This window comes from Streptomyces sp. NPDC001880 (assembly GCF_053594575.1).
The window spans coordinates 28628-49254 of record NZ_JBSFET010000003.1 but is presented as its reverse complement, the minus strand read 5'-3'; the positions used below and the strand labels follow the sequence as shown (position 1 = coordinate 49254).

General features: G+C 71.1%; 17 protein-coding genes. 11 read left to right on the top strand and 6 right to left on the bottom strand.

Annotated features, from left to right (window positions below; all coding sequences use genetic code 11):
- Positions 1–6: 6 nt before the first annotated feature.
- The 4 genes from ACWCQ6_RS02880 to ACWCQ6_RS02865 form a co-directional block, all read right to left on the bottom strand.
- Positions 7–858: an EamA family transporter gene (locus ACWCQ6_RS02880; protein ID WP_451084995.1), complete on the bottom strand. Its 852-nt coding sequence runs from the start codon at positions 856–858 to the stop codon at positions 7–9.
- Positions 855–1016 (bottom strand): hypothetical protein, encoded by a 162-nt coding sequence (locus ACWCQ6_RS02875; protein WP_451084994.1) that lies wholly within the window; start codon positions 1014–1016, stop codon positions 855–857. Before ACWCQ6_RS02875 ends, ACWCQ6_RS02880 begins: the two co-directional genes overlap by 4 nt.
- A 69-nt stretch (positions 1017–1085) precedes the next feature.
- Positions 1086–2723: a penicillin-binding transpeptidase domain-containing protein gene (locus ACWCQ6_RS02870; RefSeq protein WP_451084993.1), complete on the bottom strand. Its 1638-nt coding sequence runs from the start codon at positions 2721–2723 to the stop codon at positions 1086–1088.
- A gap of 159 nt (positions 2724–2882) precedes the next feature.
- Positions 2883–4649 carry a dolichyl-phosphate-mannose--protein mannosyltransferase gene (locus ACWCQ6_RS02865; RefSeq protein WP_451084992.1) on the bottom strand — a complete coding sequence of 589 codons (1767 nt, stop codon included), beginning with the start codon at positions 4647–4649 and terminating at the stop codon, positions 2883–2885.
- Between the two features lie 53 nt (positions 4650–4702).
- Between ACWCQ6_RS02865 and rsmI the strand changes: the two genes are divergently transcribed.
- From rsmI to ACWCQ6_RS02840, 5 genes are all read left to right on the top strand, one after another.
- Positions 4703–5599: a 16S rRNA (cytidine(1402)-2'-O)-methyltransferase gene (gene rsmI, locus ACWCQ6_RS02860; protein ID WP_451084991.1), complete on the top strand. Its 897-nt coding sequence runs from the start codon at positions 4703–4705 to the stop codon at positions 5597–5599.
- A gap of 172 nt (positions 5600–5771) precedes the next feature.
- Positions 5772–6140, top strand: a complete 369-nt coding sequence (locus tag ACWCQ6_RS02855; protein WP_451084990.1) for a hypothetical protein — start codon at positions 5772–5774, stop codon at positions 6138–6140.
- Between the two features lie 218 nt (positions 6141–6358).
- On the top strand, positions 6359–7225 hold the full coding sequence (locus ACWCQ6_RS02850) for a TatD family hydrolase (RefSeq protein ID WP_451084989.1): 867 nt from the start codon (positions 6359–6361) through the stop codon (positions 7223–7225).
- Between the two features lie 70 nt (positions 7226–7295).
- Complete coding sequence (gene rsmA / locus ACWCQ6_RS02845; RefSeq protein ID WP_451084988.1) at positions 7296–8219, top strand: 16S rRNA (adenine(1518)-N(6)/adenine(1519)-N(6))-dimethyltransferase RsmA; 924 nt, start codon at positions 7296–7298, stop codon at positions 8217–8219.
- The gene (locus ACWCQ6_RS02840) at positions 8216–9115 is read left to right on the top strand and encodes a 4-(cytidine 5'-diphospho)-2-C-methyl-D-erythritol kinase (RefSeq protein ID WP_451084987.1); all 900 of its coding nucleotides are present in this window, start codon (positions 8216–8218) and stop codon (positions 9113–9115) included. The genes rsmA and ACWCQ6_RS02840 overlap by 4 nt, the downstream gene beginning before the upstream one ends.
- Here the strand turns inward: ACWCQ6_RS02840 and ACWCQ6_RS02835 are convergent.
- Positions 9103–9363, bottom strand: coding sequence for a Txe/YoeB family addiction module toxin (locus tag ACWCQ6_RS02835; protein WP_451084986.1), 261 nt, complete (start codon positions 9361–9363; stop codon positions 9103–9105). The genes ACWCQ6_RS02840 and ACWCQ6_RS02835 overlap by 13 nt on opposite strands.
- Positions 9360–9611: a type II toxin-antitoxin system Phd/YefM family antitoxin gene (locus ACWCQ6_RS02830; RefSeq protein ID WP_189545522.1), complete on the bottom strand. Its 252-nt coding sequence runs from the start codon at positions 9609–9611 to the stop codon at positions 9360–9362. Before ACWCQ6_RS02830 ends, ACWCQ6_RS02835 begins: the two co-directional genes overlap by 4 nt.
- A 150-nt stretch (positions 9612–9761) precedes the next feature.
- On the opposite strand from ACWCQ6_RS02830, the gene ACWCQ6_RS02825 reads away from it, so the two are divergent.
- The 6 genes from ACWCQ6_RS02825 (at position 9762) to ACWCQ6_RS02800 (ending at position 20543) form a co-directional block, all read left to right on the top strand.
- Entirely contained in the window at positions 9762–11579 is a 1818-nt protein-coding gene (locus ACWCQ6_RS02825; protein ID WP_451084985.1) for an ABC-F family ATP-binding cassette domain-containing protein, read from the top strand.
- 60 nt (positions 11580–11639) lie between these two features.
- The gene (locus ACWCQ6_RS02820) at positions 11640–13448 is read left to right on the top strand and encodes a collagen-like triple helix repeat-containing protein (protein ID WP_451084984.1); all 1809 of its coding nucleotides are present in this window, start codon (positions 11640–11642) and stop codon (positions 13446–13448) included.
- Positions 13449–13695: 247 nt separating this feature from the next.
- A complete protein-coding gene (locus ACWCQ6_RS02815; RefSeq protein WP_451084983.1) occupies positions 13696–15447 on the top strand; it encodes an outer membrane protein assembly factor BamB family protein in 1752 nt (583 codons plus the stop codon).
- 248 nt (positions 15448–15695) lie between these two features.
- Positions 15696–17483, top strand: coding sequence for an outer membrane protein assembly factor BamB family protein (locus ACWCQ6_RS02810; RefSeq protein ID WP_451084982.1), 1788 nt, complete (start codon positions 15696–15698; stop codon positions 17481–17483).
- A gap of 133 nt (positions 17484–17616) precedes the next feature.
- A complete protein-coding gene (locus tag ACWCQ6_RS02805) occupies positions 17617–19548 on the top strand; it encodes an outer membrane protein assembly factor BamB family protein (protein ID WP_451084981.1) in 1932 nt (643 codons plus the stop codon).
- A gap of 302 nt (positions 19549–19850) precedes the next feature.
- Positions 19851–20543, top strand: a complete 693-nt coding sequence (locus tag ACWCQ6_RS02800) for a response regulator transcription factor (RefSeq protein WP_451084980.1) — start codon at positions 19851–19853, stop codon at positions 20541–20543.
- Positions 20544–20627 lie beyond the last annotated feature (84 nt).

Here is a 20627-nt window from a genome sequence, read left to right as displayed (position 1 = left end):
CGGCGCTCAACTCGCGTGCAGCATCAGCCCGATGCCGACCACCATCAGCCCGGCGGCCGCGATGCGCGGCGCGCCGAACCGTTCTTTGAAGAACACCGTTCCTATGGCCGCCCCGACGATGATCGACGACTCCCGCAGGGCCGCGATCGGGGCCAGGGCGGCCCGTGTCTGGGCCCACAGGACGAGGCCGTACGCCGTCACCGACAGGACCGCGCCCAGCAGCCCGCGGGCGGCGTACGGCTTCAGCTGGTCCGCGAGTTCGCCCCGGCGTCGGTACAGCGCGTAGGCGGGGATGGCCAGTCCCTCCAGGATCATCAGCCAGGCGACGTAACCGAGCGAGCTGCCGGAGGCACGTACCCCGACACCGTCCACCGTGGTGTACCCGGCGATGGCCAGACCGGTCGCGAGGGCGGCCAGCAGGGCCGGCCAGTCGGGGCGCCTGCCGGAGCCCCGGATGCCCCAGAGGGCCAGCCCGACGAGCCCCGCCGAGGCCACCGCGACCCCGGCGGTGGCCCAGCCGTCCGGGCGCTCGCCGACGAAGACCGCGGCGAGGACCGTCACCACCAGCGGCGCCGTGCCCCGGGCGATCGGGTACATCTGCCCGAAGTCGCCCAGGGTGAACGAGCGCATCAGCAGCATCATGTACGCCACATGGAGCCCGGCCGAGACCAGCAGATACGGCCAGGCCCCGGCGGCCGGGAACGGAACGAAGCAGGCGCCGACCGCGCCGATCAGCACCCCGCCGCCGGAGATCAGGGTGAAGGAGAGGAGCTGGTCCTTGATCGCGTGCGCGATCGCGTTCCAACTGGCGTGCGTGACCGCCGCGATCAGGACCGCGAACGCGACCAGCGGTGTCACTTCGACTGCTCGCGCACGTCCACCACGGTTCCGCCGGCGTGCCCGATCAGCGACTTGGGGTCGAGCGGGCGGACCTCGACATCGAGTCCCAACTCCCGGAGGGCCTCGGCGAATCGGGGGTGGGCTTCGGCGGCAGAGGTGGCATCGGAAGTGCTCATGCCCCGCATGCTAAGGGCTGTCCCGTAATCCCCGGCGGGCGCGCGACGGGGTTCCACGCGGGCGGCGTCTCACGACCCCGCGCGGAGTACCGCCGCGACCACCGGGCCCGCCGCGTCGCCGCCGTGGCCGCCGGACTGGACCACCGCGGCGGCGGCCAGGTCGTTGCTGAAGCCGGTGAACCAACTGTTGGATGTGGCCTGGCCGTCCACCTCCGCCGAGCCGGTCTTGGCGCCCTTGTCGCCGCCTACCGAGGCCATCGCGGCCTTGCCGGTGCCCCAACTCGCCGTCTGGCGCATCATGTTGGTGAGCTGCTGGGAGACGTACCCGGGCAGTGAACGGGAGGCGGTGGCGATCGGCCGGCCGTCGAGTCCGCGGTCCACGAGGATCGGCTGGTGGAAGGTGCCGGTTTTCGCGGTGGCGGTGATGGAGGCCATGTTGAGGGCGTTCATCTGGACCGTGCCCTGGCCGATGTACTGCGCGGCCGCCTCGCCCTGGGTCTCCTCGGGCACGCTGCCGTCGAAGGAGACGACGCCGGTCTGCCAGTCCAGGCCGATCCCGAAGACGTCGCGGGCCTCCTTGGCGAGCGCCGCGTCGTCCTTGGTGTCGTCGATCAGCTTGATGAAGGCCGTGTTGCAGGACCGGGCGAAGCTGGTCGTCAGGGTGCCGTCCGGAATGGAGAAGTCGTCCAGGTTCTTGAAGGTGCGGCCGTAGTACGTCGCGGTCGGCGGGCACTCGATCTGCCGGTCGGCGGAGGCGAGTCCCTTCTCGATCAGCATCGCCGCCGTCACGATCTTCATCGTCGAACCGGGCGCCTGCTTGCCCTGCATCGCCGCGTTGAAGCCGGTGGCCGGGTTGTTGGCGACCGCGCGGATCGCGCCGGTGGACGGCTGGACCGCCACCACCGAGGCCTGGCTGAACTTCTTCACGGCCACCTCGGCCGCTGCCTGCGCGTCGGCGTCCAGGGTGGTCTGCAGCTTGCCCGGTGTGCCCTTGGTGAGAGTCAGCAGGGTCCTGTCCGGGCTGCCCGCGTCCGCGTTCTCGATCCAGGTCTCGATGCCGGCGGTGCCGCCGGCCTTCTGGCCGTACTTCTCGCGCAGGGCGTCCAGGATCGAGCCGAGCGAGGGGTACTTCTCCTTGGTGAGGGCCCTGCCGTTGCGGTCGACGGCCTCGATCGACGGGGCCGCCGCCTCGCCCGTCCTGAGCGAGGCACCGTCCGTCAGGTCCGGATGGAGCACGGCGGGGGACCAGTCCACCAGCGGCCTGCCGGTGGTCAGTCCGCGCACCACGGTCAGCTCGGAGGAGTACGACCAGGGCTTGGACGTGCCCTCGAAGGAGATGGTCGCCTTCACCGTGAACGGCACCTTCGAGCCGACGGCGGGGCCCGGGGTGATCACCGCCTTGGTGACATGGGCGTTCTCGCGGTAACCGGTGAGGGCCGGACCGGCCTCGGCCGCGTTGTTGGTGAGCTGGGACGCGGTGTCCGGGTCGCCGCTCGCCCAGGCCTTCAGGAACTTCTTCGACGCGTCGTCGATCTCCGCCTCGGTGACCGGGCCGGTCCTCACCTCGGCGGAGGTGGACTTGCTGTCCGTGCCTCCGCCTCCGCCGCCGCCCAGTCCGTCCAGGATGTTGTACGCCCCGTAGCCCACCCCGCCGGCCACGACCGCGAACACCCCGCCGACTATCGCAACCTTCGCTCCACTGCGCATCGTTGCAGTCCCCTCCCCAGGAGCCCCCTTGAACGTGTTCAAGGGGATGCTGCCGGGCACCCTACGGGACGGTGGCGAGGGCCGGGACGGTTGTTATCGGAACGCGATATGTGTGGCGTGGGCACGTTGTTCCGGACACACCCGGACGACGCGCTCCCGTCAGATCCAGGTGTCCAGCCACATCCGGTCGCGCCACGCCTCGTCGGGGATGGGGGTGCCCGTGAAGATCGGCCAGAAGTAGATGAAGTTCCAGATGATCAGCAGGACCAGGACGCCCGCCGCGATCGCGCCCAGCGTCCGTCTGCGCTCCCCCGAGGGATCGCCGGTCGCCAGGCCCAGCTCGTGTTTCGGCCCCGTCCCGGCTGCCGGGCCCAGCATCGCGCCGATCATCATCGTCACCGCCAGACACAGGAACGGCACGAACACGACCGCGTAGAAGAGGAAGATCGTCCGCTCCTGGTAGAAGAACCAGGGCAGCCAGCCCGCCGCCACACCGCAGGCGATCGCGCCCGCCCGCCAGTCGCGCCGGAAGAACCACCGCCACAGCACGTACACCAGGGCGAAGCACGCCGCCCACCACAGCAGCGGCGTCCCGATCGCCAGCACCTCGCGCGCGCACTTGCCGGTCTCCGACCCCTCGCAGCCCGACTGCTCCTCCCAGAAGTACGAGACGGGCCGGCCGAGCACGATCCAGCTCCAGGGATTGGACTCGTACGTGTGGCCGGAGGTCAGGCTCACATGGAATTCGTAGACCTGGTACTCGTAGTGCCACAGGCTGCGCAGCCAGTCCGGCAGCCAGGTCCAGTTGCCGCCCTGGCCGTCGGTCTGCGCCCAGTCGCGGTAGTAGCCCTTGCCGGTGACGATCCAGCCGGTCCAGGAGGCCACATACGTGAGGATCGCGACCGGGACCGTCGACACGAAGGCCGGCACCAGATCCCGCTTCAGCACCGCCAGATACGGACGCACCGCGCCCGCGGTGCGTCGCGCGCCCACATCCCACGCCACCGTCATCAGCCCGAACGCGGCCAGGATGTACAGGCCGTTCCACTTGGTGGCGAAGGCCAGCCCCAGCATCAGGCCCGCGGTGATCCGCCACGGACGCCAGCCGAGCCGCAGTTTCTCCGCGATCTCCGCGTCGGGACGCAGCACCCCCTCCTCGTCGACCGGCAGCGCCGCGGCGAATCTGCGCCGCGCCCAGTCGCGGTCGATGAGGAGCGCGCCGAACGCCGCCACCACGAAGAACATCAGCACCAGGTCGAGCAGCGCGGCGCGGCTCATCACGAAGTGCAGACCGTCGACGGCGAGCAGGGTGCCCGCCAGGCAGCCCAGGAACGTCGAGCGGAACAGCCGCCGGCCGATCCGGCACAGCATCAGCACCGACAGCGTGCCGAGCACCGCCACCATGAACCGCCAGCCGAACGGCGTGAACCCGAAGAGGAGCTCACCGAGCCCGATGATCCACTTGCCGACCGGCGGGTGCACCACATAGCCCGGGTCCACCGGGACGTCCACCTGCGACGGGTCCGCGAGGATCAGCTTGTCGACGTCCTTGGGCCAGTCGCCCTCGTAACCCTGGTTGATCAGGGCCCAGGCGTCCTTGGCGTAGTACGTCTCGTCGAATATCAGCGCGTCCGGGCTGCCCAGACTCCAGAACCGCAGCACCCCGGCGATCAGCGCCACCAGCAGCGGACCGCCCCAGGCCGACCACCGCACCAGCCGCTCGGCCATCGGTGGGGAGATTCCGAGCACCGCCCACAGCTGGGTGCCGGGCCGGGTGTACGGCGGGACGAGCCGCTCGCGCAGCCCGATCACGGGCCGCGGTGAATGGCCGAAGCGGCGCAGCCGCCGCTGCCAGGGGGTCAGTTCTTCGCCGTGCGGTTCCCCGGCGTCTTGGCCCTGCCGGGCTTCGGGCGCAGTACTCGTCACCGCGCCATCGTAGGGAACGCATCTGTGCGAACGCTGCCGCCCGTGCTGGGAGGATGGCTCTTGTGACTGGAACGACTGGAACGCTGGTACTCGCAGGAACCCCCATCGGCGACGTGGCGGACGCCCCACCGCGTCTCGCCGCCGAGCTGGAGACGGCGGACGTCGTCGCCGCCGAGGACACCCGGCGGCTGCGCCGCCTCACCCAGGCGCTCGGCATCCACACCACGGGCCGGGTCGTCTCCTACTTCGAGGGCAACGAGTCGGCCCGTACGCCCGAACTCATCGAGGCACTGACCGGCGGCGCCCGCGTTCTGCTGGTCACGGACGCCGGGATGCCGTCCGTCTCCGACCCGGGCTACCGGCTGGTGGCCGCCGCCGTGGAGAAGGACATCAAGGTCACCGCGGTGCCCGGCCCGTCCGCGGTGCTGACGGCGCTCGCGCTGTCCGCGCTGCCCGTCGACCGCTTCTGCTTCGAGGGCTTCCTGCCCCGCAAGGCGGGCGAACGGCTCGGCCGGCTGCGCGAGGTGGCCGACGAGCGCCGCACCATGGTCTTCTTCGAGGCCCCGCACCGGCTCGACGACACCCTCGCCGCGATGGCCGAGGTCTTCGGTGCCGACCGCAGGGCCGCCGTGTGCCGGGAACTGACCAAGACGTACGAGGAAGTGAAGCGCGGCCCGCTGGGCGAGCTGGCGGCCTGGGCGGCCGAAGGGGTACGCGGCGAGATCACCGTCGTCGTCGAGGGCGCGGCCGAATCCGGGCCCGAGGAACTGGACGCCGAGGAGCTGGTGCGCAGGGTGCGGGTGCGCGAGGAGGCGGGGGAGCGGCGCAAGGAGGCGATCGCCGCCGTGGCCGCCGACGCGGGGCTGCCCAAGCGCGAGGTGTTCGACGCGGTCGTCGCGGCAAAGAACGCGGCGCGAACCGGTCCTGCGGAAGGCAAAGAACTGTCGTAAAAAGCAAAGCGATAGCCGCGTACCGGGCCTTTCTGTCACGCGCAGGCCAAAAGCGCTCCAACAGTCGGCAGGGCCCGATGCGTTCATGCCGGTAAAAGGCGTCCACTGAGTCAGGGACGCATTCTCCGGAGCGCTTGCCCGGAGTGCCTGTCCGAAGGACAAAGGAGCGGGCATGAGCGAGATCGCAGCAGCCACCGCACACGAGGCGTATGCCTTCGCCTGCATGAGGTGCGGACACGGCTGGGAACAGGCCTACGAGATAGAGCACCACGTCGACGGTTCCAACAACGCCTTCGTCATCTACAAGGCGGACGGGGAGCGGGTTCCCTCTCCCCTTTCCAGGCCCAGTTGCGCGAACTGCGGCGGACACGTGGTCCGGATCATGCGGGCCGGCCAGGTCTCGACCGTCCAGCGGCTGCTCCGTGGCCCCCGGCCGGCCCGGGCGGCGATCCAGGACGACGAGGCCGTGGCCGCCGCGCCCGCGGGCACCGGGCACCACTGGCACCTGTCCGACCTGCTGCACCCCTTCCACCGGAGGTAGGGCCCGTCCGGCGGATCATGGCCGGGGGCGCGGCGTCCGGCACGGCGCCTCGCGGCGTTGCCGAAACGTCCGAATAGCTCCGCTATTAAGACGCTCCGGCGCCTTGCGATGCACCGCACCGGACGCCGCGCCCTGTCCGACCCTGATCCGCCGGACAGGCCCTAGCCCCGCCGGTCCCACCGCGGGCGGGCACACCGGCGCGCCCTACGATCGTTCTCATGAGCCGTACCGAAGCCCCGCCGCTGCCCGAACCCCTCCGGGTACCGGTCGCCGATTCGCACACCCACCTGGACATGCAGGACGCGACCGTCGAGGAGGGCCTGGCCAGGGCCGCGGCGGTCAATGTGACCACCGTGATCCAGGTGGGGTGCGACGTGTCCGGCTCGCGCTGGGCCGCCGAGATGGCCGGTACGCACGCGAACGTGCACGCGGCGGTCGCCCTGCACCCCAACGAGGCACCGCGCATCGTGCACGGCGATCCCGACGGCACCGCACGCCAGGGGGCGCGCGAAGGGGGCGGCCGGGCGGCGCTGCACGAGGCACTCGCCCAGATCGACGCGCTGGCGGCGCTCGACCACGTACGCGGCGTCGGCGAGACCGGGCTGGACTACTTCCGCACCGGCCCCGAGGGCATCGCCGCCCAGGAGGAGTCCTTCCGGGCCCACATCGAGATCGCCAAACGGCACGGCAAGGCACTGGTCATCCACGACCGTGAGGCGCACGCGGACGTGCTGCGCGTCCTCGCCGACGCGGGCGCCCCCGACCGGACCGTGTTCCACTGCTACTCCGGCGACGCCGACATGGCCCGGATCTGCGCGGACGCCGGGTACTTCATGTCCTTCGCGGGCAATGTCACCTTCAAGAACGCCCGGCCGCTGCGTGACGCCCTGGCCGTCGCCCCGACGGAGCTGGTCCTGGTCGAGACGGACGCGCCGTTCCTGACGCCCGCCCCGTACCGGGGGCGGCCCAACGCTCCGTATCTCATCCCCGTCACGCTGCGTGCGATGGCCGAGGTGAAGGGGATCGACGAGGACACCCTGGCGGCGGCGATCGCGGACAACACGGCACGCGCCTTCGACTACTGAGCGGCCGGGCGGCGGGCTGCCGAGCGGCCGGGCGGCGGGCACGGACCGCGAGGGCCCTTACGCTTTACAGGTGAGCACCACTGAGCCCGATGCCCTCCTGGGCCCCGCAGACATCCGCGAGCTGGCCGCCGCGCTGGGCGTACGCCCGACCAAGCAGCGCGGCCAGAACTTCGTCATCGACGCCAATACGGTCCGCCGGATCGTACGGACGGCGGAGGTCCGCCCGGACGACGTCGTCGTCGAAGTCGGCCCCGGGCTCGGCTCGTTGACCCTGGCGCTGCTGGAGGCGGCGGACCGGGTCGTCGCCGTCGAGATCGACGACGTGCTGGCGGGCGCGCTGCCGTCGACCGTCGCCGCCCGGATGCCGGGGCGCGCCGACCGGTTCGCCCTGGTGCACTCCGACGCGATGCTGGTCCGGGAGCTGCCCGGCCCGGCGCCCACCGCGCTGGTCGCGAACCTGCCGTACAACGTCGCCGTGCCGGTCCTGCTGACCATGCTGGAGCGCTTCCCGTCCATCGAGCGCACCCTCGTCATGGTCCAGGCCGAGGTCGCCGACCGGCTCGCCGCCCGGCCGGGCAACAAGGTCTACGGCGTGCCGTCGGTGAAGGCCAACTGGTACGCGGACGTCAAGCGGGCCGGCTCCATCGGCCGCAACGTCTTCTGGCCCGCCCCGAACGTCGACTCCGGACTGGTGTCCCTGGTCCGGCGCACCGAGCCGATCGCGACGAAGGCGAGCCGGGCCGAGGTCTTCGCGGTCGTCGACGCCGCCTTCGCACAGCGCCGCAAGACCTTGCGGGCGGCCCTGGCCGGCTGGGCGGGCTCCGCGCCCGCCGCCGAGGCGGCCCTGGTCGGGGCCGGGATCTCGCCGCAGGCCCGCGGCGAGTCGCTGACGGTCGAGGAGTTCGCCGCCATCGCCGAGCACAAGCCCTCCGGGGCTGCCGGGAACGAGCCCTCCGTGGCTGCCGACAACGAGCCCTCCAGGAGTGGCGAGTGAGCGTCACCGTCCGCGTACCCGCCAAGGTCAACGTCCAGCTCGCGGTCGGCGCCGCGCGCCCCGACGGCTTCCACGACCTGGCCAATGTCTTCCTCGCCGTCGGCCTGTACGACGAGGTCACCGTCACCCCCGCCGACGGACTGCGGATCACCTGCTCGGGCCCCGACGCCGCCCAGGTCCCGCTGGACGCGACGAACCTTGCCGCCCGCGCCGCGATCGCGCTGGCCGAGCGGCACGGCATCGCACCCGATGTGCACATCCACATCGCCAAGGACATCCCCGTCGCGGGCGGCATGGCGGGCGGCAGTGCCGACGGCGCGGCCGCGCTGCTGGCCTGCGACGCCCTCTGGTCCACCGGCGCCGGCCGGGACGAGCTGCTCGCCATCTGCGCCCAGCTGGGCAGCGACGTCCCGTTCAGCCTGGTCGGCGGCGCCGCCCTCGGCACCGGACGCGGGGAGCGACTGACCCCGATCGATGTCGGCGGCACCTTCCACTGGGTCTTCGCGGTCGCCGACGGCGGGCTCTCCACCCCGGCCGTCTACGGCGAGTTCGACCGGCTCACGGCGGGCACCGACGTCCCCGAGCCGGAGGCCTCCCCGGCGCTCCTCGACGCCCTGCGCACCGGCGATGCCACCGCGCTCGCCGGGGCGCTCACCAACGACCTCCAGCCCGCCGCGCTCTCCCTGCGCCCCTCGCTCGCCGACACCCTCGCCGCAGGCACCGCGGCCGGTGCCCTGGCGGCCCTGGTCTCGGGCTCCGGGCCGACCACCGCGTTCCTGGTGGCGGACGCGGAGTCGGCGCGGAAGGTGGCCGAGGCCCTGCTCACCTCGGGCACCTGCCGGAACGCGCGGACCGCTCTCTCCCCGGCACCGGGCGCGACGATTCAGCGGCCGTAGTGGTAGCGGCAGGAGACGATGCGTACCTCGTCCTCGACCACGCGGTAGATGAGCCGGTGTTCCTCGCTGATCCTGCGGGACCAGTAGCCATGGAAGCCGTGCCGCAGGGGCTCGGGTTTGCCGATGCCCTCGTTCCCGTTGCGGGCGACGTCCTGGATCAAGGCGTTGATCCGCTTGAGGACCTTCCGGTCCTGGGTCTGCCACCACACGTAGTCCGCCCATGCGGACTCGTGCCAGATGAACTTCATTCGAGCAGCTCCCGTACCTCGCCGCCACCGTTCTCCAGATCGTCGATCGCCGCCAGGACGCGACGCGCGTTCTCGGGGCTGCGGTACAGGTAGGCCGTCTCCTTCAGGGACTCGTACTCGTCGAGAGCCACGATCACCACGGGCTCGTGGCCGGCGCGCGTCACTATGACTTCTTCGCGGTCGTTGACGACGGCACTCAAGGTCTCCGCGTACTTGGCGCGCGATTCCGTGTAGGTCATGGTTCGCATACTCGCCTCCCGGCGTGAGTCCATGTACAGGAAGTTGTACGTACAGAAAAATGTACGTACGGGACGTACGGGAAGCAAGGCCGCCAGGGGAATCCAGCCCCCGGGCCCCGTACCCTGGGAAGCCGATCGATCCTTCCGGGCAGGAGTGAAATGGCCGTCAATCTGGTCAATGTCGAGCAGGTCAGCAAGGTGTACGGCACCCGTGCCCTGCTCGACGGAGTGTCCCTCGGGGTGTCCGAGGGAGACCGGATCGGTGTCGTGGGCCGCAACGGCGACGGCAAGACGACGCTCATCCGGATGCTCGCCCGGCTGGAGGATGCGGACAGCGGACGCGTCACCCACAGCGGCGGACTGCGGCTCGGCGTCCTCACCCAGCACGACTCGCTCGACCCGCAGGCGACCATTCGCCACGAGGTGATCGGCGACCTCGCCGACCACGAGTGGGCGGGCAGCGCCAAGATCCGCGATGTGCTCACGGGGCTCTTCGGCGGGCTCGCCCTGCCCGGCTTCGAGCACGGCCTGGACACCGTCATCGCCCCGCTCTCCGGCGGTGAGCGGCGCCGGATCGCGCTGGCCAAGCTGCTCATCGCCGAGCAGGACCTCATCGTCCTCGACGAGCCGACCAACCACCTCGACGTCGAGGGCATCTCCTGGCTGGCCCGCCATCTGCAGGCCCGCCGCTCCGCGCTCGTCTGCGTCACCCACGACCGCTGGTTCCTCGACCAGGTCTGCACGCGCATGTGGGACGTCCAGCGCGGCACGGTCCACGAGTACGAGGGCGGCTACAGCGACTACGTCTTCGCACGGGCCGAGCGGGAGCGGATCGCCGCGACCGAGGAGGCCAAGCGGCAGAACCTGATGCGCAAGGAGCTGGCCTGGCTGCGTCGCGGCGCCCCCGCCCGCACCTCCAAGCCGCGCTACCGCATCGAGGCGGCCAACGAGCTGATCGCCGACGTGCCGCCGCCGCGCGACACCAGCGAGCTGATGAAGTTCGCCAACGCCCGGCTCGGCAAGACCGTCTTCGACCTGGAGGACGTGACCGTCCAGGCCGGCAGCAAGACGCTGCTCACCCACCTCACCTGGCAGCTCGGCCCCGGCGACCGGATCGGCCTGGTCGGGGTCAACGGCGCGGGCAAGACCTCGCTGCTGCGGACCCTCGCCGAGGCGGCCCGCACCCAGGGCGACGCACAGCCCGCCGCCGGGAAGGTCGTCGTCGGCAAGACCGTCAAGCTGGCCTACCTCTCCCAGGAGGTCCACGAGCTGGACCCGAACCTGCGAGTGCTCGAAGCGGTGCAGCAGGTACGGGACCGGGTCGACCTCGGCAAGGGCCGCGAGATGACCGCGGGCCAGCTCTGCGAGCAGTTCGGCTTCTCGAAGGACAAGCAGTGGACCCCGGTCGGCGACCTCTCGGGCGGTGAGCGGCGCCGGCTCCAGATCCTGCGCCTGCTGATGGACGAGCCGAACGTCCTCTTCCTCGACGAGCCCACCAACGACCTCGACATCGAGACCCTGACCCAGCTGGAGGACCTCCTCGACGGCTGGCCCGGTTCGATGGTCGTGATCTCCCACGACCGGTTCTTCATCGAGCGGACCACGGACCGGGTGATGGCGCTGCTCGGCGACCGCACGCTGCGGATGCTGCCGCGCGGGATCGACGAGTACCTGGAGCGCCGGCAGCGGATGGAGGAGGCGGCCACACCCTCCGCCGCACCCGCCCCGGCCAAGGAGACGGCCGCACCGGCCGCGGCGCTCTCCCCGCAGGCCGCCCGCGCGGCGAAGAAGGAGCTCCAGAAGGTCGAGCGGCAGCTCGACAAGATCTCCACCCGCGAGACCACGCTGCACGCACAGATCGCGGAGCACGCCACGGACTTCGAGAAGGTGGCCAAGCTCGACGCCGAGCTGCGCGAACTGGTCGCCGAGCGGGACGAGTTGGAGATGCGCTGGCTGGAACTGGCCGAGGACGCCTGACTGTTACCCTGCGTCAGGTGTGACGGCTGGGGCTCGTGGGGCGGGTGATAGAAAGAAACCTTGCCCGGCGCAGAAGCCGGATCCGTCTGCACGAAGGGGGACGTGCTGATGACCCAGCCGCCCGGCCAGCAACCGCCGCAGGGAGGCTTCGGGGCTCCGTACGATCCGCCGCCGGGGTCGGTTCAGCCGTCGTCGTCGCCACCACCACCTCCCGGATACGGCTCCGTGCCGCCGCCCGCTCAGGCCGCAGGTCCGTACGGCGCGCCCGCGCAGCCCGGTCCGTACGGTGCCCAGCAGCCGGGTCCGTACGGTGCGCCCGCGCAGCCCGGCCCGTACGGCCATCCGGGGCAGCCGCAGCCCGGATACGGCTACCCGCAGCAGCAGTCGCGGCAGCAGCCTCCGCAGCCCGGTGGCGGAGGGTTCTTCCGGCGCAGGCGCGGTGCGGTCATCGCTGCCGCGCTCGCGGTGGTGCTGCTGGCCGGCGGTGGCATCTGGTTCGTCACGAGCGGGGGCGACGACGGGGCGAAGCCCACGGTGAAGGAGAGCACCGACCCCGTGCCGGACTCCGGCGGCGGGGGCGGCGGCAAGGGCCAGGACCAGGACCAGGGCACGCACGACCTCCGTGCGGAGGCCGACGCGATCAACGCCAAGCGCAAGCCGGGCGAGGCGAAGGTCCTCTGGCTCCAGCAGGGCGGCGTCGACCTGCCGCTCAACGGCTCGAACGTATACGGCCCCTGGATCGTCGGTGACACCATCGTCAAGGCCATGTACCACACGGTCTCCGGCTACTCGGTCACCGACGGCGGCCAGAAGTGGAGCCTGCGTATGCCGGCGGAACTCTGCGCGGCGCCCTCGCAGGCCACCGCCGACGGCAAGATCGTCCTCGGGGTCAAGTCCGGCAACGGGGACCAGGCGTCCTGCGAAGCGCTCCAGATGGTCGACCTCACGACCGGCAAGGCCGGCTGGCACAAGACGTACGAGCGCCACGGTCTCTGGGACGGGCTCTCCCATGTCGCGATGGCGATCAACGGCGATACCGTGACCGTGGGGCGCACCACCAGGACGGATGCCTACCGGGTCAGTGACGGGAAGGTGCTCTGGGGCGAACTGCCGGGGAACTGCCAGCCGTTCGGCTTCGCCAGTGGCCCGCAGGGGATCGCCGCGGCCAGCTGCCAGACGGCGGCCGACGACCACAAGGAACAGCTGGTGGAGCGGATCGACCCGGTCAGCGGGAAGGTCCTGTGGAAGTACAAGGTCAAGAAGGGCTGGCAGGTCGCGCAGTTCTACTCGGCGAGCCCACCGGTCGTCTCGCTGAAGCAGGACGACAAGTGGGCCATCCTCGTGCTCAACGAGAACGGCACCTACCGCTCCCAACTGATCGGTGGCACCGAGGACTACGTGACGGAGTGCGACGACGAACTCCTCACCGACGGTCAGAGTCTCGACAACTGCCTCGGCGTGACGGCCGACGACCGGGCGGTCTACCTCGCGACGAAGCCCGCCCCGGTGGCCGGCTATCTCACCAACAAGGTCGTGGCCTTCGACCTGAACACCGGTCGGACCAAGTGGAAGGCGGCGGCGCCGCCCCGTCAGACCCTGATGCCGATGCGGGTGGAGGGCGGCAGGCTGCTGATGTATCTGACGGCGGAGAAGGACAGGGGCGGCGGTATCGCGTCCCTCCCGCCGACGGGTGGTACGCCGCAGATGGTGCTGCGGCACCCGGCGGCGGCCGACTTGGTCGAAAGGGGCTTCTCCCGCTCCCGGGTCGCCTATGAGAACGGGCGCTGTTTCCTTGTGCAGTCGAGCATCAGCGGGATCGACGACGAGGAGGAGAAGTCGATGAAGTCGATCGTGGGCTTCGGCAGCTGACGGGTACTGAGGCGTAACGCGGCATCACAGGCCGGTTCGCCCTTGGGAACGGGGGGTGGACCGGCCCGGTGCCCGGGAAGTTGCGGGTGGTACAAAGAAGCCCCGCTCGACTGACGTAACGCCGCGGAATCCATGCCCGATCCGCTCCTTCCCTTGGAGCTCAGGGGAGTTGTCGGCCCCTTCCGGCTTCGCGGGATCGCGGGGGAGAACGGACCGGGCACCGGACCGCACGAAGGGGGACGTGCTGATGACCCAGCCGCCCGGCCAGCAACCGCCGCAGGGAGGCTTCGGGGCTCCGTACGATCCGCCGCCGGGTCCGTACGGGCCGCCGAACCAGCCGTCGGGCCAGGCTGCCGGTCCGTACGGCGCCCAGCAACCGGGTCCCTACGGGCCGCCGCCTGCCCAGCCCGGTCCGTACAACGTGCCCACGCGGCCCGGTCCGTACAACGCACCGACCCAGCCCGGTCCGTACAACGTACCCACGCAGCCCGGTCCGTACGGCGTGCCGTCGCCACCGCAGTCCGGTGGCCCCGCGGGCGGCAGAGGTGGCGGAGGGTTCTTCCGGGGCAGGCGCGGGGCGGTCATCGGTGCCGTACTCGCGGTGGCGCTGCTGGCCGGCGGCGGGGTCTGGCTGGCCACGAGCGGGGACGATTCCGAGCCCGCGGCGAAGAAGAGCGCCGGCCCCGAGCCGGGCGCCTCCGCCACCGGCAAGCCCGAGGGCAAGGAGAAGGACCCGGGGCCGAGCGACCTGCGTGCGGAGGCCGACGGGATCAACACCCTGCGGGACCCGGGCGAGGCCAAGGTCCTCTGGCTCCAGGAGGGCGGCGTCGACCTGCCCCGCAGCGGCGCGAGCGTGTACGGCCCCTGGTTCGTCGGCGACACCGTAGTCAAGGCGATGTTCCACACCGTCTCCGGCTATTCGGTCGCCGACGGCAGCGAGAAGTGGAGCCTGCGCCTGCCCGGCAAACTGTGCGGGGCCCCCTCGCAGGCCACCGCCGACGGCAAGATCGTCTTCGGGGTCGAGAGCGGCAGCGGCAACAAGGCGCAGTGCAACGGGCTCCAGATGGCCGACCTCACGACCGGCAAGGCCGGCTGGTACAAGACGTACAAGCGGCAGGGCGCCTGGGACCTGCTCTCCTACCCCGCGATGGCGATCAACGGCGACACCGTGACCGTCGGGCGCAAGACCAGGACGGACGCCTTCCGGGTCAGTGACGGAAAGGTGCTCTTCGGGGAACTGCCGGGGAACTGCCAGCCGTTCGGCTTCGCGAGCGGTCCCGTGGCGATCGCCGCGGCCAGCTGTCAGACGGCGGCCGACGACCACAAGGAACAGCTGGTGGAGCGGATCGACCCGGTCAGCGGGAAGGTCCTGTGGAAGTACAAGGTCAAGAAGGGCTGGGAGGTCTCGCAGATCTACTCGGTCAGCCCGCTGGTCGTCTCCCTGAAGAAGGAGCGCTCCTGGGGCATCGTCACGCTCAACGCGAACGGCACCTACCGTTCCCAGCTGGTCGGCGGCAACGAGAACTACCGGGTGGAGTGCGACACCGATCTCATCGTCGGCGGCGGGAACCTCGACAACTGCCTCGGGGTGACGGCCGACGACCGGACGGTCTACCTGGCGACCGAGGCCACCAAGTCCGGTTCCGGCCCCACCAACAAGGTCGTGGCCTTCGACCTGAACACCGGCAGGACCAAGTGGAAGGCCGCGGCCCCGGCCGGGCAGACCATGATGCCGATGCGGGTGGAGGGCGGCCGGCTGCTGCTGTTCGTCGAGTCGTCGCTGCACCAGGCCGGCGCCATCGCCTCGCTGCCGTCGGCCGGTGGCACACCGCAGCTGCTGCTGCGGCACCCGGACGGTGGGGTGCGGACCGAGCGCTCTCTCTTCCAGCCCCGGGTCGCCTATGTCAACGGCCGTTCTCTCCTGATGAGTACGAGCATCATCGGGGTCGAGAGCGAGGACGAGAAGCGGGCCAAGTCGATGGAGATGTTCGGCAACTGACGGATACCGAGGCGTAACGGAGGCATCACGGGCCGGTTCTCCCTTGGGAACAGGGGGTGGACCGGCCCGGTGCCCTGGGTGTTGCGGGTGGTACAAAGAAGCCCCGCTCGACTGACGTAACGCTGCGGGATTCATGCCCGATTCGCTCCTTTCCGGGGAGTTCAGGGGGGTCTAATCCCCGTGGTGCTCCGCGGAATCGCGGGGGAGAACGGACCGGGCACCGGACCGCACGAAGGGGGGACGTGCTGATGACCCAGCCGCCCAGCCAGCCACCGCCGCAGGGAGGCTTCGGCGCGCCGCAGGAACCGCCGCCGGGCAGTCCTCAGCCGCCCCAGGGCCCGCCGCAGACCCCGCCGCCCGCCCAGCCGGGCTACGGCTACCCGCAGGCCCCGGGCCAGGCCCCCGGTCACGGCTACCCGCAGCAGCCGGGCCCCTATGCCCAGCAGCCCGGCCCGTACGGGCAGCAGCCGGGCCCGTATGCCCAGCAGCCCGGCCCGTACGGGCAGCAGCCGGGTCCGTACGGTCAGCAGCCCGGTTACGGCTACCCGCAGCAGCAGTACCCCGGCGCACCGGCCCCCGGCGGTCCGGGCGGCGGCTCCTCCAAGCGCAAGCCCGCGGTCATCATCGGTGCCGCGGCCGCCGCGCTCCTGGTGATCGGCGGCGGCGTCTTCGTCGCCACGAGCGGGGGCGGCGACGAGAAGCCGGTCGCGAAGGAGAGCGGGGACGCCGAGCCGAGCGTCTCACCCTCCGTCAACGAGGGTGACGGCAACGGCGACGGCGAGGGCCGCGGCGCCGACGGCGACCTCAACGCCGGGCGCAAGGCCGGCGAGGCGAAGGTCCTCTGGCTGCAGAAGAACGACATCGACCTGCCGCGCAACGGCTCCGACGTGTACGGCCCCTGGGTGGTCGGCGACACGATCGTCAAGGGCATGTACCGCTCGCTCTCCGGCTACTCGGTGGCCGACGGCAAGCAGAAGTGGACCCTCAAGCTGCCCGCCGACCTGTGTGCGGCGCCCTCGCAGACCACGGACAACGGCAAGATCGTCATCGGGGTCAAGAACGGCACCACCGACAAGGCGGACTGCGCGGATCTCCAGATGATCGACCTCACCACCGGCAAGGCCGGCTGGAAGAAGGCGATCAAGCAGAACGGCACCTGGGACTTTCTGTCGGACATCTCGCTGGCCATCAGCGGCGACACCGTGACGGTCGGGCGCACCGGAAATTCCAATGCCTACCGGGTCAGTGACGGCAAGGAACTGTTCGGCAAGCCGTCGGGCATCTGCCAGCCGTTCGCCTTCGCCGGCGGAGCCAAGCTGATCGCCGCCTCCAGCTGCCGCACCGACGACGTCGACAACCCGCAGCACCAGCTCCAGGAGCTCGACCCGAACACGGGGAAGCCCAGGTGGACCTACCGGCCCAAGCGCGGCTGGGAGATCGACCGGGTCTACTCGGTGGACCCGCTGGTGGTCTCGCTGAAGAAGGACAAGGAGTGGAGCGTCCTGTCGCTGAAGCAGAACGGATCCTTCCGCTCCGGCATCGTCAGCGACAAGGGCGACAAGTTCGCACCGGACTGCGGCAGTACCTTCGCCATCTTCGGCAAGTCCCTCGACGGCTGCACCGGAGTCGCCGCCGACGCCAACACCTTCTACATGGCGACCGCGCCGGACTCAAGCGGCACCGCCCGTACGAACAAGGTCGTGGCCTTCGACCTGAACACCGGCAAGACCAAGTGGAAGGCCGCGGCCCCGGCCGGACGCACGGTGAAGCCGCTGCGCATGGAGGGCGGCAATGTGCTGCTCTACGTGGCGGCCGGCTACGAGAAGGGCGGCGGCATCGCCACCCTCGCACCGACCGGCGGCACCCCGCGGATGCTGCTGCAGCACCCCGCGTCGACGGCCGAGATCGAGATCGACTTCTACAACTCGAAGGTCCTCTACGCGGGCGGCCGTTCCTTCATCGCGAGTGGCCGGGTCAGCGCCAGGAACGACAAGGAAGAGCTGGAGACGAAGACCATGATGGCCTTCGGCAACTGACGGCTCACGAAGCGTTTCGACGGCAACTCCCGGCCGTCGGAGCCCCACGGCTCACGACCGGCGGCGGTCGGAGCACAACCGACCGCCGCCGGTTCCGTCCCACCGACTCCCTTTCCCCAGAGGTACGTACGCCATGACGCAGCCGCCCCAGCCGCCCAACGATCCGCCCCAGGGCGGATTCGGCGCCCCGCAGGACCCCCCGCCGGGCGGATTCGGTGCCCCGCAGGACCCCCCGCCGGGTGGGTTCGGCGCACCGATCCAGCCGCCCGCCGGGGCCCCGCAGCAGCAGCCGGCCACCCCGCCCGCCGGCGGCTTCGGCGCCCCGACGCCGCCTCCCGCGGACGCCCAGCCGCCCGCCGGGGCCCCGCAGCAGCCGGTCCCGGGCTACGGCTACCCGCAGGGGCCGCAGCCGGGCTACGGCTACCCGCAGAACCAGCCCCCGCAGCCCGGTTACGGCTACCCGCAGGCACCCGTGCCCGGCCAGCCGCAGCAGGGCTACGGATTTCCGCAGGGCCTGCCGCCCGGCCAGCCGCCGCTGCAGGGCTACGGCTACCCGACCGCGCCGATGCAGCAGCAGCCGCCGCAGCCGCCGCAGAACAACGGCGGCAAGAAGCTCTCCACCCAGATGCAGATCATCGTCGCCGCCTCGGTCGCCGTGGTGCTGATCGTTGCGGGCGGCATCTGGTACTCCTCCTCCGGCGACGACGACAAGAAGGACCAGGCGTCCTCGTCCAGCGGCGCCACCGGGGGCAAGGGCGGCGAGGAGGAGGGCGGCGCCGCCTCCGACGGCGCGGGCAAGGAGAAGGCACCCGCGGACCCCAAGTCCAAGGTCGCCTTCCAGCTGCCGCTGCCGAAGGTCACCGACGTCACCAAGGTCGACGGCTCCTGGCTGACCGACAAGGCGTACGTGAAGACCGGTCTGAACGAGATCGTCGCCTACGACCCGGCCAAGGGCACCAAGCTCTGGTCCATCCCGCTGGCGGGCCAGGTCTGCGCCGCCTCGCGGCACATGTCCAAGGACAACAAGACCGCGATCGCCTTCGAGCAGAGCAAGCCGAGCAAGGCGGCCAAGTACCCGCCGTGCAGCCAGATCGGCGCGATCGACCTGAACACCGGCAAGCTGATGTGGAGCAAGTCGGTGACCGCGGCCACCAGCGGTGACGAGGCGGTCAGGTTCGCCGAGGTCACGGTCAGCGGCACCACGGTCGCCGCGGGCGGAAGCGAGGGCGGCGCCGCCTTCGACCTGAACACCGGCGCCGAGCGCTGGAAGCCCAAGGCCAGCACCGACGGCTGCTACGACATGGGATACGGCGGCGGCGAGGCCCTCGCGGTGGTCCGCAAGTGCGGTACGTACGACGACCCGCAGCTCGTCGTCCAGGCGCTGAACCCCACCACCGGGGCCCCGCTCTCCTCGTACAAGATGCCGCCCGGCGTCGACTACGCGAGCATCGTCTCCACCAAGCCGCTGGTCGTCGCGGCCGATGTCGGCGACACCGCCGGTGACGGCAGCGGCATTTCGGACTTCTTCTCCATCGACGCCTCCACCGGCAAGCTGCTCACCAGGATCGCGGCGGACGGCGAGAAGTACGCCGCGCGCTGCGCCTCCACCAAGGTCGAGAGCTGCAGCCAGCTGGCCGTCGGCAACAACCGGATCTACGTGCCGACCGAGGACCACGAGGGCACCGGCGAGTACGGCGACACCAACGAGATCGTCTCCTTCGACCTCACCACCGGCAAGCAGACCAGCGACCGGGCCGACGCGGGCGACCGCTACACGATGTTCCCGATCCGCATGGACGGCGGCAACATCATCGCCTACCGGGTCCCCCCGTACGACAAGGGCGGCCAGGTCGTCTCCATCGACGGCGCCACGTTCAAGCAGACGGTGCTGATGGAGAACCCGAGCGACGAGTCCATCCGTGACGCGGAGACCAGCTTCACGCCGGACTACTCCGAGTTCCGCTACAGCGACGGGCACCTGTACCTGGCCAGCACGATGGTCAGCAAGCCCCTTGGCTCGCTGGACGCGAGTCGCCGACTGGTGGTCAGCTTCAGCAGGGACTGAGCAGACAAGCCGCATGCGCGCGGGGGTGGTGTCCGGTCGACGGACACCACCCCCGCGCGCATGCAAGGGGACAGCCCGCAGGGCGCGTGCGTACCCCGGGGAGCGATCCCTGACGATCGACGGGCAGATCACAACGGCGACCAGTCGGACGCGGCGCACCGTCAACCGGCCCTGAACGCACGCCGATTCGGGGTTCTGGAGCCTTTTGGCCGGTAACGGCCCGCGGCGTCGTACAAGCGTGTAGCTTGCCGGGTCAGGGAGGCCGGGGGGCCTGGTGTGCCGGTGCTACGGGGGTGTGCTCGATGGGCGTGCGGCTGATGGTGGTCGATGATCACAGACTGCTCGCCGAGGCGTTGGCCTCGGCGCTGAAGCTGCGGGGCCATCGCGTCCTCGCTGCGGCTGCCCCGACTTCGGGGGCGGCGGAACTGGTGGTCGCCAGGGCCCCGGAGGTCTGCCTGTTCGGCACCTCGGCGCCCGCCGAACCCGGCGCCTTCGACCCGATCGTACGGATCCGGCGCGAGCGCCCGCAGGTGGCCGTCGTGGTCCTCGGGCCGGTACCCAGCCCGCGCGGGATCGCGGCGGCCTTCGCGGCGGGCGCCGCGGGATACGTCCGCCACGACGAGCGCATGGAGGGCGTCGAACGGGCGATGTTCAAGGCGCGGGCCGGCGAGGCGGCGGTGGCGCCGCAACTCCTCCAGGGCGCCTTCGCCGAACTGCTCGATCCCACCGCGGCGCCGGACGACGAGGGGCAGCGGCTGCTGCACCTGCTCACCCCGCGCGAGATCGAGGTCCTGGTGCGGGTCGCCGAGGGGGAGGACACCCGGCTGATCGCGGCCGGGATGCGGATCGCGCCGAGCACCGCGCGCACGCATGTGCAGCGGGTGCTGATGAAGCTGGGCGTCGGCTCCCGGCTGGAGGCCGCGGCGCTCGCGGCCCGTACCGGGCTGCTGGACCGCGCCGCTCCGGCCGGCCGGCCGGAGCGGCCGAGCCTCTGAGTCGCCCCACCACCTCTCCACGTACACAACCTGACGCCTGACGCCGGACCGCGACTGCCCGAGCCGCCCGGCGTGGACCACTCA